This is a genomic window from Zoogloea sp. (assembly GCF_023150065.1).
Classification (GTDB): domain Bacteria; phylum Pseudomonadota; class Gammaproteobacteria; order Burkholderiales; family Rhodocyclaceae; genus Zoogloea.
The window spans coordinates 69,897-82,355 of record NZ_JAKLLN010000015.1; the positions used below are offsets into that span (position 1 = coordinate 69,897).

11 protein-coding genes and 2 tRNA genes are annotated in these 12,459 nt (G+C 68.1%); 2 read left to right on the forward strand and 11 right to left on the reverse strand.

The genetic code is table 11. From position 1 onward, the window contains the following. Positions 1-28 precede the first annotated feature (28 nt). The 5 genes from L6Q67_RS16255 to L6Q67_RS16275 all read right to left on the reverse strand — a co-directional run bounded on the left by L6Q67_RS16255 (position 29) and on the right by L6Q67_RS16275 (position 5,111). Positions 29-1,255 carry an MFS transporter gene (locus tag L6Q67_RS16255; RefSeq protein ID WP_296571624.1) on the reverse strand — a complete coding sequence of 409 codons (1,227 nt, stop codon included), beginning with the start codon at positions 1,253-1,255 and terminating at the stop codon, positions 29-31. A gap of 12 nt (positions 1,256-1,267) precedes the next feature. Then, on the reverse strand, positions 1,268-1,615 hold the full coding sequence (locus L6Q67_RS16260; RefSeq protein ID WP_296571627.1) for a DMT family protein: 348 nt from the start codon (positions 1,613-1,615) through the stop codon (positions 1,268-1,270). Between the two features lie 11 nt (positions 1,616-1,626). Beyond that, a complete protein-coding gene (locus L6Q67_RS16265) occupies positions 1,627-2,292 on the reverse strand; it encodes a hypothetical protein (RefSeq protein WP_296571630.1) in 666 nt (221 codons plus the stop codon). Between the two features lie 183 nt (positions 2,293-2,475). After that, entirely contained in the window at positions 2,476-3,807 is a 1,332-nt protein-coding gene (locus L6Q67_RS16270) for a sigma-54 dependent transcriptional regulator (protein WP_296571633.1), read from the reverse strand. Continuing rightward, the gene (locus L6Q67_RS16275; RefSeq protein ID WP_296571635.1) at positions 3,792-5,111 is read right to left on the reverse strand and encodes a HAMP domain-containing sensor histidine kinase; all 1,320 of its coding nucleotides are present in this window, start codon (positions 5,109-5,111) and stop codon (positions 3,792-3,794) included. Before L6Q67_RS16275 ends, L6Q67_RS16270 begins: the two co-directional genes overlap by 16 nt. Before the next feature lie 253 nt (positions 5,112-5,364). Between L6Q67_RS16275 and L6Q67_RS16280 the strand changes: the two genes are divergently transcribed. Both L6Q67_RS16280 and L6Q67_RS16285 read left to right on the forward strand, forming a co-directional pair. Then, entirely contained in the window at positions 5,365-6,210 is an 846-nt protein-coding gene (locus tag L6Q67_RS16280; RefSeq protein ID WP_296571637.1) for an AraC family transcriptional regulator, read from the forward strand. 75 nt (positions 6,211-6,285) lie between these two features. Further along, positions 6,286-7,893 (forward strand): amidase, encoded by a 1,608-nt coding sequence (locus tag L6Q67_RS16285; protein WP_296571640.1) that lies wholly within the window; start codon positions 6,286-6,288, stop codon positions 7,891-7,893. Positions 7,894-7,955: 62 nt separating this feature from the next. Here the strand turns inward: L6Q67_RS16285 and L6Q67_RS16290 are convergent, their stop codons facing one another. The 6 genes from L6Q67_RS16290 to L6Q67_RS16315 form a co-directional block, all read right to left on the reverse strand. After that, positions 7,956-9,068: a methyltransferase gene (locus L6Q67_RS16290; RefSeq protein ID WP_296571643.1), complete on the reverse strand. Its 1,113-nt coding sequence runs from the start codon at positions 9,066-9,068 to the stop codon at positions 7,956-7,958. After that, positions 9,065-9,697: a TetR/AcrR family transcriptional regulator gene (locus L6Q67_RS16295; RefSeq protein WP_296571646.1), complete on the reverse strand. Its 633-nt coding sequence runs from the start codon at positions 9,695-9,697 to the stop codon at positions 9,065-9,067. Before L6Q67_RS16295 ends, L6Q67_RS16290 begins: the two co-directional genes overlap by 4 nt. A gap of 334 nt (positions 9,698-10,031) precedes the next feature. After that, positions 10,032-10,116 (reverse strand) — tRNA-Tyr (locus L6Q67_RS16300). A 62-nt stretch (positions 10,117-10,178) separates the two neighbouring features. Beyond that, positions 10,179-10,254, reverse strand: a tRNA-Ala gene (locus L6Q67_RS16305). A gap of 66 nt (positions 10,255-10,320) precedes the next feature. Next, positions 10,321-11,292, reverse strand: a complete 972-nt coding sequence (locus L6Q67_RS16310) for an L-threonylcarbamoyladenylate synthase (RefSeq protein WP_296571649.1) — start codon at positions 11,290-11,292, stop codon at positions 10,321-10,323. An 11-nt stretch (positions 11,293-11,303) separates the two neighbouring features. Further along, positions 11,304-12,458, reverse strand: a complete 1,155-nt coding sequence (locus L6Q67_RS16315; protein WP_296571651.1) for a 5-(carboxyamino)imidazole ribonucleotide synthase — start codon at positions 12,456-12,458, stop codon at positions 11,304-11,306. Position 12,459: the final 1 nt, after the last annotated feature.

Below are 12,459 nucleotides of genomic sequence, written 5' to 3' on the forward strand. Positions count from 1 at the left end.
GCGGCAAAGTATGGATCACGCCCTTGGGCTACACCGGGGACCGATGCGAGTTGGTCGCCGGGTACATGGCATATCGAAACACCAGCACCCCCAGAGCCGCGCAGCCCCCCAGTGTGGCAAAAGCAGTGGCGTAGCCGAAGTGCTGGGCAACCCAACCAGCCAGGGCGGGGCTCAGGGCGGCGCCGATGCCCTGGATGGCCGTCACCGCCCCCAGGCCGGCGTTGATGTGGCCGCTGCCGCGCAGCATGTGCGCCACCAGGCCCGGCAATGCCACCCCCATCAGGCCAGCGCCGACGCCATCGAGCACCTGCACCGGTATCAGCGCCCAGGGGGATGCCCAGGCGGCGGCGATGGCGCCACGCAGGGGCAGCACGGCCAGCGCGGCGGTAATGAGGCCCCAGTAGCCACGACGCTCGGCATGCCGCCCGGCGAGCAGAGCCACGGGGATCATCACCAGTTGTGCCACGATGATCGTGGACGCGGTGTAGGCGCTGGGGTCGGCCTGACCACGGGCAACGACCGACTGGCCAAGCAGGGGCAGCATGGCCGCGTTGCCCAGGTGGAAAAGGAGCATGGTCACCGCCAGCAGGCACAGCGCGCGGGAGCCGGCCAGCACGCGCCAGGCGGATGGTGGGGATGAGGGGTAGTCAGCAGCCGGACGGGCTTCCAGGCCGCGGGCCACATCGTGGTCGATATCGCGGGAGCGGATGCCCGCCAGGCACAGCAGCGCGCCGCAGCCCATCAGCACCATGAGCACGAACACCGCGGGCAAGCCCCAGCGGTAGCCGGCCAGGCCGGCAAGGGCGGCGGCGATGACGTTGCCGGCGTGGTTCCAGGCTTCATTGCGGCCCAGTTGCCGGGGCAGGCCCCGGGGGCCGACGAGGCCCAGGGTGAGCCCCATGAGGGCCGGGCCGAAAAGCGCCCCCACCACGGCAGCCAGGATCTGGGTGGCCGCCGTGACGGCCGGCGTGGGCCACGCCCAGAGGGCGAGGTTGCCGGCAAGCAGCAGCACCGTGGCGCCGGCCAGCAGGCCGCGCTTGCGGCGGGAGCCATCCACCCAGGCGCCCAGTGGCGTGGTGGCGAGCATGCCGGCGATGCCGGCGGCGCCCATCAGGTAGCCGATGTCGTCGGCCGGCCAGCCCTGCCCCATCAGGAAGACGCCAAGAAACGGGCCCAGCCCGTCGCGGACGTCGGCAATGAAGAAGTTGAGGCCGCAGAGCCAGCGCTGCGACGGGGTGAGCGGATGGGACGTCATCAGGGTGCCTCCTCAGTGCAGCGGGCCTTTGAACACAAAGAACGCCCCCAGGGCGATGCAGCCAAAGCCCACCAGGTGGTTGAGGGTGAGCCGTTCGCCCAGGTAGATCACCGAGAACACCGCAAACACGCAGAGGGTGATGACTTCCTGCATCGTCTTGAGCTCAGCGGCGCTGTAGACGGCGTGGCCCAGGCGGTTGGCGGGCACGGCAAAGCAGTATTCGGCCAGGGCAATCAGCCAGCTCACCAGAATGACCAGCCACAGGGGGCGCCCCTCAAAACGGAGGTGCCCATACCAGGCAAAGGTCATGAACACGTTGGAGATCGACAACAGGACGATGGGCAGAAGTTGTGGAGACATGGCGGAGCGGATCAGCGACTGCGGTCGTAGAGCGGCTGCAGGGCCGACAGGCTGGTGCCCAGGCTGACTGCTTCGAGGGCGGTACCCAGGGCGTTGCGCGTACCCAGGCCCGCGGCGGCGAACGGGGCGCCAGGCTGAACGGAGAGGCGCAGGCTTTCGGGGGGAAAACGCACGATGCTGCCGTCGGCGAGAATCACGCCGTTTGCCTCGCCACGGGGGCCGGTGAGCACGGTGTCGACCCGCCCTTCGACCTGTTGCGGCTGCAGCTTCTGGGCGCGCAGGTGGGGCGGCAGCGGCCGGTCCTCGCCCAACGGCGGCGGCTGGTCATAGACCGTCTGGCCGCTGGCGGTGTTGACGATGGCATCGGCCAGCACGGTCCCCCGTGCCTGCGGGCGGCCGATGACGCGCACGACGTCACCCGGCTTGACGGCGGCGGTGAGTGCGTCGGCCAGATGCGGCGGAAACTTGACCAAGGTGCCGTCCGCCAGCCGCAGGCCGGCCACCTCGCCATAGGGATTGATCAGCATGCGTTGCACCTGGCCTTGTGCCACGGCCTGGTTGGCCAAACCGGGGGCCGGGGGCCGCTCCCCCCGGGGGGCGTCAGGCGGTGCAGCGTGGGTGGTGCCGGCAATCAGGGTGGCAACCAGGGTCACGGCAGAAAGAATGTGGCGAGTCATGCGCTTCTCCTTGGAGGTGGGTGGAATACCCCAAAGAGATGGCAAGCCCCGTGCCAGAACAAACCATTTTCAAATCAATGGCTTGAAATACAGAACCGTACTGGAGTGTACGCGCGGGTGACGCCGGGCTGTAACAGGATCGGACACCTGTAGGCCCCGGACACCGCTGTCCGCAGTGGCGGCTCAGTCCAGCCCGTGCTCGGCCAGCTTGCGGTAAAGCTGCTGCCGCGACAGCCCCAGGCGCCGTGCCGCCTCAGCGCGATTGCCGGCCGTTTCGGCCAGGGCGCGGGCAATCATGCTGCGTTCAAGCTGCGCCACGGCCTGGGCCAGGGGGCCGCTCCAGGCGATGTCCGGCGCGGCCGCGGGTACAGGCAGGCCGATGTGCTCGGGTTCGATGCACGCCCCCTGACACAGGATGGCTGCGCGCGCCATGGCGTTGCGCAGCTCCCGCACGTTGCCGGGCCAGGCGTGGGCGAGCAAACGCTGGGCTGCGGCCGTACTGAGCCGCTTGGGCGTGCCTCGTCCGCCCTGGCGGAGGAAGTGCTCAGCCAGCAGCAGCACGTCGCCCAGGCGTTCGCGCAGGGGCGGCAGCCACAACGGCACCACCTGCAGGCGATACCACAGGTCTTCACGAAAACGCCCCTCCGCTACGGCGGCGGGCAAGTCGCGATGGGTAGCGGCTACGATGCGCACGTCCACCGGCAGAGCGCGGCTGCCCCCTACCGGGGTGATCTCCCGCTCCTGGAGCACCCGCAGGATCTTGGCCTGCATGGGCAGCGGCATGTCACCGATCTCATCAAGGAAGAGCGTGCCGCCGTCCGCTTCGCGGAAGCACCCGATGCGGTCGGCCGTAGCGCCGGTGAAAGCGCCCTTCACATGACCAAAGAGCTCGCTCTCCATCAACTCGGCGGGAATGGCGGCGCAGTTGATGGCCACAAAGGGACGTGCTGCGCGGGCGCTGGCCCGGTGCAGGGCGCGGGCCACCAATTCCTTGCCGGTGCCGGTCTCGCCCAGCACCAGCACGGTGGCGTCGCTGCCCGCCACCAGGCCGATGCGTTTGAACACCTCGCGCATGGCCTCGCTGCCGCTCACCAGCTCGGTCTCGTCGGCGGGCGCCGCCGGGGTGTCGAGGTCGGACGTGACACTGGCGCGCACGCGCAGGCTCTGCAATGCCCGGTCGAGGGTCTGCACCAGCGTGGCCCGCGCCACCGGCTTGGTGAGGTGATCGAAGGCCCCCAGGCGCATGGCATCGATGGTGTTGCCGCCGCTGGCGTAGGCGGTGAGCATGATGCAGGGCACCGCCTTGATGGCGGCCGCACGTTGCAGGAAGACCAGCCCATCTTCACCGGGCATGCGCAGGTCGACGATGGCCAGGTTTACGGGCTCGCTGCGCAGGCGGCGCAGGCCGGTCTCGGTGCTGCCGGCCTGCAGCACGGTGTGCCCCAGGTCCTGCAGTGTCTCGGCGAGGCTGTCGCAAAAAGCAGTGTCGTCGTCGACGATCAGGATGTGGGCCATGGTAGTTCCAGTTCGATACGCGCACCGCGTGGGCTGGGGGCCAGCGCAGCCCGGCCGCCGTGGGCCTGCACGATCTCGCGCACCAGGGCCAGGCCGAGGCCGGAGCCGCCGCTGCGCTCGGTGGCAAAGGCTTCGAACAGCGTATCGCGCAGCGCGGCCGGCACTCCCACGCCGTCGTCGGCCACCCATAACAGCAGCCCGCCGGTGGTACGCCGGGCGCCCAGTTCGATGGTGCCGCCTGCAGCGGTATGTGCCAGGGCGTTGAGCAGCAGGTTGTCGAACACGCGCGCCATCTGCACCGGGTCGAAGCAGGCGGGCGCCATGGTGTCGAGGGCCGGATCAACCGCCACGCCAAGCGTTACACCGGCCGCCGATGCGGCCGCCTGATGGCGCTGCCGCTGCACGTCCAGAAAGGCCCGCAGATCGGTCGGCTGGCGCTCGACCCGGAACGGTTGAGTAAGCGCCAGCAGGCTGGAAACCAGGGTGTCGAGGCGGCCGGTCTGCTCCAGAACCGTTTCCAATGCGCCGGCCACCCGTGCATCGCGCACCTCGGGCGGTGCAGCCAAGGCGTTCTCCACCCTCATCCGCATGGTGCCCAGCGGGTTGCGGATCTCGTGCGCCAGGCCGGCTGACACCCGGCCGAGGGTGGCCAGGCGCTCCGACTGCGCCAGCTGCCGCTGCAGCGACTCCGACTGGCGGCGCCAGCGCGCGAGCATGCGCCCCAGCCATGCGCCCGAGATGATCACCATGCACAACAACAGGCTCACTGCGAGGATCAGGGGATTGACCACATCGGCGCCGATCAGGGGCACCCGCATCAGCGTCCAGGCGGCCAGGCCGAGCGGCTTGGCATCGACCGGGCAGGCCGAGAAGACCACCGCTTCGCGCAGGCCGGGCCGCACATCGCTCACCAGGCTCGCGCTATCGAGGGCGCGCTGCGCGGTGGATGCGATGCGTTCGAGTTCGGCGCTGGGCGGATCACGTTTGATGCCGGTGCCGTCATAGGTTGGAAAGGCATAGGCCACCACCCCGGCATCGGCGCGCCAGAAGCCCCCTTCGGTGCCCGGCCGGTCGCGCAGCGCAAGGTCGAGCACGGCCTGGGAGGCGGAAGACGACGCGCCCAGATCGGCCAGCACCATCCGCTCGGCACCCGCACGCAGGGCCTCGCAACTGACCGCCGCCTGATGGGTGGCGCGGGCGATCTGCGGCCCGGCGCCCTGCCGGATCAGGACCAGTAACAGGGCAGCCAACACCAGCGACACCGCCGCAATCGCCAGCCAGAGGATCAACAGATCCCGCTTCAAGGATGACTGCAAGGACAGAGGAACTCTCCAGAGGGTTCTGCGTAAGGATGGATGAAGCGTACACCAGTCTGGTCGAAGTACCCTCGATCATCGCCAGCCTCTCGAGATCCGTCTTCAGTCTGATGATGGTCACGCAGCGTCGCTGCAGCCATTGCGGAGAAGACCGCCGAGGAACGCAGGATCACGCGCCCCCGATCATCGCTCTCCAATGTCATCATCCGAGGCGCCAAACTCTGCAACCCGACACACCGCCATGGACCTCCTGTTTGCCCCTTCCCCCGCCGTGGCCGACTGCGTGCAGCACGGGATGGTCAAGGCCCTGCCGGGTGGTGACTATGTGCTCCCCGCCGGCATGCACCCCATCATCCTGGTCATCCTGCGGGGCGAGATCCGCGTGCTCCGCCCGGAGGGCAGGCGTGCCATGCCTGTCATCAGCCTGTGTGGCGGGACGCGCCAAAGCCTGCGGGCCTGGGCGGCGCCCGGCACCCGCATCCTGACCCTGGCGGTGAAGCCGGGGCAGTTGCGGCGGATCGTGGATTTTCCGGCGCTGACCATCATGGATAGCTGGGCCGATTTTGATGACTTTCTGACGGGCCAGGAGCGGGGTGAGGCGGCCCACTGCCAGGCGCTGCTCGCGGACAGCGATGACACCACAGATCAGGTGAGTGCCTGCATGGCGCTCCTGTCCGGGCTCCACCAGCGCCGTGCTGACGGGCAAGGGGACATGGTGCTGCCGCCGGACGGCTTCAGCCTGCCGCCCGAAATGCTGGCGGCGCGCTTCGGCCTGAGCCTGCGCCAGTTCGAGCGCCGCTTTCGGGCCAGCTATGGGCAATCGCTGCGCAGCCTGCGCCAGCAGTTGCGCTGCAGCCAGCTGATGAGTTTTGTCGCCAGCCGGCCACCGGGCACGGGCGCCTGGGCCGACGTGGCCGCCCGATTTGGATACTGCGATCAGTCCCACCTCATCCATGATGTGCTGCGCTTTACCGGCCACACCCCGGGCCAGCTGGCCGCCGGGATCGCCAGCGACGATCCGGCCTTCTGGCCCTACCGGGTTGCACCGCGCCACATGACGCGCCTGTTCGGCCCCTCCGGATATTGAGCGCTGTCGTTTCACGACAATACGGGACACAAGGCGCCGCCTAGACTGCCCGGGTGTTCATACCCGCGCATCATCATGACCAATCATCCCGCGTCGCCCTTTGCGGGCGGCAACATGCCGGCACCGCCCCGCCATAACGCAATGCCAGACCTCGGGCAGCTCACCGCCACCCAGGCACTCCGTGATCTGCAGCAGGGGCGCTATTCCGCCGAAGCGCTGGTGCTGGCCTGCCAGCACCGCATCGACCGCTTCAATCCCCAGCTCAACGCGCTGGTCACGCTCAACCGCGACGGCGCCCTGGCGGCCGCCCGGGAGGCGGACCGGCGCCTTGCCCTGGGCGGGCCCCTGCCGCCACTGCTGGGGGTTCCGGTTTCCGTCAAGGACGCCTTTGCCACCCGGGACATGCGGACCACGTCCAGCTTCCGGCCGCTGGCAGACTACCAACCCGTGGCCGACGCCTCCGTGGTGGCGCGCTGGCGGGATGCCGGCGCGATCCTGATGGGCAAGAGCAATCTGCCGGAGCTGGCGGGGGCGCCCCATTGCTGGAGCCCCCTGTTCGGGCTCACCCGCAACCCGTGGAACCCGGCCCTGACCCCAGGGGGGAGCTCGGGCGGCAGCGCCGTGGCCATCGCGGCCGGCTTCTCGCTGCTGGAGATCGGCAGCGACATTGGCGGTTCGATCCGCATCCCAGCGGCCTACTGCGGCGTTGCCGGGCTGAAGGCCACCGAAAACCGCATCCCCCGCACCGGGCACATTCCCCATCTGCCCCGGGAGTACGGCGGCCCCGGGCGCAGCGTCTGGCACATGCTGTCCTTCGGGGTGCTGGCCCGCTGCGTGGCCGATCTGGAGCTGGGCTTTGGCCTTCTGGCGGGGCCGGACGGCGTGGACACGAGCGTCCCACCCATCGCCCCTTCTACCCACACTGCAGCATCGGACGAAGCCGACACCCCGATGCGGATCGCCCTGTGGGCGGACTTTGCCGGCACGCCGCTGTGCCCACGGATTCACCGGGGCCTGGAACGGATGGCCGGCACGCTGGCCGCAGCCGGCCACACGATTGTCCGCTGTGCCCCGCCCGACTTTGATGTGCGGCAGGCCTGGGAAGCCTTTGGCGTGATCGGCGGGGCGGAAATCGGCCTCGGCATGCCGGGCTGGCAGCGCCGCCTCTTGCAGGGCCTGCGGCCCTTCCTGCCCCGTGACCACACGATCACCCGCGCCTTCGCCCGGGGCATGGCCTTTGATCTGCATCGCTACAACGCGGCCCTGAACCAGCGCGAAGCACTCATCCAGTCCCTCGAAACCTTCCTGGGCCGCTGGGACGCCGTGATCTGCCCAGTGGCGGCAACCGGCCCCTACCCCGGCGAGCTCATGCCCGCAAGCAGAAAGCCGCCCCGGCTAGCGGTGGGTGACACCACCCTGCCCTACCTGGAAGCGACCCTGGCCATAACCCTCCCCTTCTCCCTGACCGGCAGCCCGGTGGTGAGCTTGCCCGCCGGCATCGAAGACGGCTTGCCCGTGGGGGTCCAGATCATCGGCAAGCGCTGGCAGGACGAACAACTGCTCAAGGTGGCGGGCCGCCTGGAGAAGGTTCTGGGCGGCTTCGTTTCGCCGCCGGACATCTCGTCTGATGGTCAGCAAGGCCGTATAGCCCCTGCAGCCCTCTCTCATCGTGGGGTTGAGTGAATTCGACCCCACAGGAGAAGTCACGCGGACAGGCCGATGACTTCAGACTGAAGAAAACAGGCTCACTGCGCGCGCAAGACCAGAATGCTGGCGAGGGAGCGGAGGCGCACCGTTTCTTCCAGCGCCAATCCGCTGGCCTGGATGACAGAAGTCCATTCCTTCAGGGTCCGCTCCCGCCCTCGACAGGCCGCGAACATCTGCATATCGAATGACGCGCAGGCCATGTCCGCCCCCGTTTCCGGGACCAGCATTTCCAGCACTGCGGCGCGCGCGCCACTGCTGCCAATGGCCTCGCGCAGCTTTTGCAGTGCCTGCACGCAGCTTGCATTGTCGAAGCCATGCAGGACGGCGGAAAGCAGATAGATGTCTCCGGGCCCCGCCGCCGCAGGAATGGCCTTGAACAGATCTCCAGCCTGAAAACAAAGGCGCTCGGCACCTTCCGCCGGGTGCTCGCGCCAATAGCGCACAGCGTCCGCCACGACCTGGGGCCGATCCACGATCAGCGCGCGCAGCCTGGGGTGGCGCTTGATGATCGCCAGTGCCTTGGTGCCACGCGAGCCGCCGACATCAATCACGCGGTCGAATCTTCCCCAATCCAGGTCAGTGGCAAAGCCATCCCCCACCAGGGCCTCGACGCTGTCCATGGCTTCCGAGAACAGCTGGTCGAAGTCTGCATGACGATCCATGTAGTCAAACAGCTCATCACCGTGGCTGAGCCGGAAAGGTGGGACGCCGCTGCGGATGCCGGCTTCCAGCTGTTCAAACCAGGGGCGGCTCATGCTCTCGGAGTTATGCATCAGGATCATGGCGCGAACGCTTTGGGGATCGTTTCGGGCAAGACAGCGGGAGAGCCTGTTGTTACGAAAGCGCATGGGGCCCGCTTCTTCAAAGACGCCCATGGCCGCAAGCATCCGCAGCAGACGCCCGAGGGCGTCGCCGTTGGCCCCGATCCGCTCTGCGAGCACCACCGCCTCCAGGGTTTCTGCCCCCAGAACCGACGCGATATCCAGTTGAGCCGCCACGAAGAGCGCCCTTGATTGCCAGTAGGCCGACCCGATCTGGATCAGGCGGAACGGCGCCGGCGTCACCTTGCCGGGAATCAACTGGAGCCAGTTGCCGAACTTCATCATCTTTGCGAATCGCCGCACGGCGCCTGCGTTCATCTGGAGCGTCATGCCGCGCCTCCCGGGCCGGCGGGGCTTGCCGGTGCCAGCCCTGCCGCAAACAGATGGCCGTTGAACAAGGCCAGGCGCTCGAGGAAGGCGGCATCCATGGGGCGCTCCATCTGCTCTTCAAAAATGTCCTTGAGCAGCATGGGGGTCATCGCCAGGCTCACGAAGGCGAGGCGCAGGATGTCCGGATCGACAGCCGGGGCAAGCTGCCCCTGGGCCTTGAGATCTGCAACCTTGCGTGCCCCACGAGTGCGTCCGCGCTCAAGCAGTTGCTGAATGAACCGACGACCGGGGCCATGCCGGAGCGCCAGCACCTTGAGGATCAGCTTTGGAAACTCGGGGCGCTCCGACATCGTCCGGTAGTACAGGCCGAGAAATTCGGCAAAACCGTCCGTCGATGCCAGCAGCGGACCATCGAGGACATCGAGCAAAGGGCTCAGGGTCTCCCGGATCATCTCCTCGTACAGCCCCTCCTTGCTGCCGAAGTAATACCGGATCATCGACACGTTGGCGCCGGCACATTCCGCAATGTGTCGGGTGGTGACCTTGTGATAGTCATCAGCGAGGAAGCAATCCAGCGCCGCCTTGATCAAGCGGCTGCGAAGGGATTCTGGTGTATTGGGATTTTCCACGATCAGCTCGAAAGGTGTTGATGACAGCGAGGTTAGCAGTCACAAAACACGGATCGTTAGGGCTTTCGTCAATCAATTCGGGGGGTGTGATTGATGAACCACCACGGATCGATAGCGGATGCAATCGACTCATCTGCCCTGCCTCACCGCGAGGAATGAGGGCCACCTTGATCATGGGCGCCAGATCCGTCGTACTGACGTGAATGAAACGTTCCATGCCGGCCAGCAGGCCGGGGACATGTTCGGGCGGTGACGGCACGAAGCACCCAGCCTCTCGACAAGAGCACGCAGATGCACCTGACGATACGGTCACCGGGTAACGAATGGGGAAAGGTGGTGGAGGGGGAAGGATTCGAACCTTCGAAGGCAGTGCCGTCAGATTTACAGTCTGATCCCTTTGACCGCTCGGGAACCCCTCCACGGGGTGCTGCACCAGGTGCAGATTGAAAAGGCCAGCAGTCAGCCGGCCTTGGAGAAACTGTGGTGGACCGAATGAGGATCGAACTCACGACCTCCGCATTGCGAACGCGGCGCTCTCCCAGCTGAGCTATCGGCCCACGTAAGCCGCGCATTATAGCTACGCTTGGCGATGCTGCAAAGCCCGGCGTTGCCGGAAATTGCCTTCAGGTCTCGTCGTCTTCGCCGGAGCCGACGGCGGCGCGGCCGAGGCGGTCGGCCACGGCGGACCACGCGGGGGTGACGGGCGGCGCTTCAACCAGGATGCGGGTGCAGGGTGATTCGTCCAGGGCGCGCAGGGTGGCGTAAAGATCGTGGCCGTAGGCAAGCGGGTCGGCGGAGGCGGCGATCCAGTCCACACCCTCGGGCAGGCTGGCGGGCGCGGGCTGGCGGGCCAGCACGGCGTCGCCGCTGCGGGCGCGGGTGGGCAGCTCGGCGCTGGCGATCAGTTCGAGCGGGGTGCGCGGGGCGTAGTGGGCGGCCAGGGCGCCGGAAACGCGGGGTGCGGTATCGGCCTGCTGCTCTTCACCGCGCAGACGCGGGCGACGCCCGATGACCCGGGCGATGTCGTCCACGCCAATGGCACCGGGGCGCAGGATCACCGGCACATCGCGGGACAGGTCGAGGATGGTGGATTCGAGCCCCACCTGGCAGGCGCCGCCTTCGAGGATCAGGGGGACGCGGTCACCCAGTTCCTGGCGGACGTGCTCGGCAGTAGTGGGGCTGATGCGCCCGAAGCGGTTGGCCGAGGGTGCCGCCACACCGCCACCGAAGGCACGCAGCAGCTCCAGCGCCACAGGATGATTGGGCACCCGCAGGCCGACGGTGCCCTGCCCGCCGGTGACCAGGTCGGGCACGGCTTCGTCCTTCTTGAGGATGAGGGTAAGCGGGCCGGGCCAGAAGGCGCGGGCCAGGGCGATGGCTTCGCGGGGGATGTCTCGGGCCCAGTCGACGATCTGCTCGGCGTCAGCCAGATGGACGATGAGCGGGTGATCGGACGGACGCCCCTTGGCAGCAAAGATCTTCGCAACGGCGGCGGGGTTGAGGGCGTCGGCGCCGAGGCCATAGACGGTCTCGGTGGGCAGGGCGACCAGTTCGCCCTGACGCAGGAGCGCAACCGCGCGCGGGATGTCGTTCATCCGGTGAGGCTTTATTCGTCGCGGATGCCGATGGCGGCGCGGGCGGCCAGGGCCTTGGCCAGCACGTCGGCGGCGTCGCTGCCCACCACCGTGAAGTGGCCCATCTTGCGGCCGTGGCGGGCGTGGTGCTTGGCGTAGAGGTGCAGGCGCAGGCCGGGCACGGCGTGCAGCACCGACCAGTCGGGCTCGCGGTAGCGGCCGTGGGGGTCGCCGCCTTCAAACCACAGCTCGCCCAGCAGATTGACCATAACCGAGGCGCTGTGCTGGCGCGGCTCGCCCAGGGGCAGGCCGCACAGGGCACGCACCTGCTGGTCGTACTGGCTGACGGCGCAGGCGTCGATGGTGTGGTGGCCACTGTTGTGGGGGCGCGGCGCCATCTCGTTAACCACCAGCTGACCGCGGCTGACGAAGAACTCGACGGCCAGGGTGCCGATGAAGCCCAGGCGCTCGGCGATGCGCTCGGCGTACTCCTGGGCCGAATCCTGCTGGCAGGCGGAGGCCCGCGCCGGGGCGATGGAAACGTCGAGGATGCCGCCGGTGTGGCGGTTTTCCACGGTGGGGAAGCAGCGGGTCTTGCCGTTCTCGTCGCGGGCCAGTACCACCGAGACTTCATAGTCAAGGCTCAGCATCTGCTCCAGCACGCAGGGCTCGCCCTTGAACTGGTGGAAGGCGTGCAGGGCTTCGGCGGCGTTGGCGACGCGGGCCTGGCCCTTGCCGTCGTAGCCGAAGCGGGCCACCTTGAGGATGGCCGGGTAGAGGCTGGCGTCGGCGGCGGCGATGTCGGCGTCGGACTGGATCACGGCGAAGGGGCCGTGGGGGATGCCGTTGTCACGCAGGAAGGACTTTTCGGCGATGCGGTTCTGGCACACCGCCACCGCCGAGGCACCGGGGCGCACGGGGATGAACTTGGCCAGGTAGTCCAGGGTGGTGGCCGGAACGTTCTCGAACTCGGTGGTGACGGCGGCGCAGCCATCGGCCAGGGCATCGAGGGCGGCGAAGTCGTCGTAGCCGGCCTGCAGGTGACGGTCGGCGATGAGGCCCGCGGGGCTGTGGGGATCGGGGTCGAGGACCCACACCTTGTAGCCCATTTCGTGGGCTGCGGCGACGAAGAAGCGGCCAAGCTGGCCGCCGCCGAGCATGCCGAGGGTGGCGGGCGGGAGAATCATC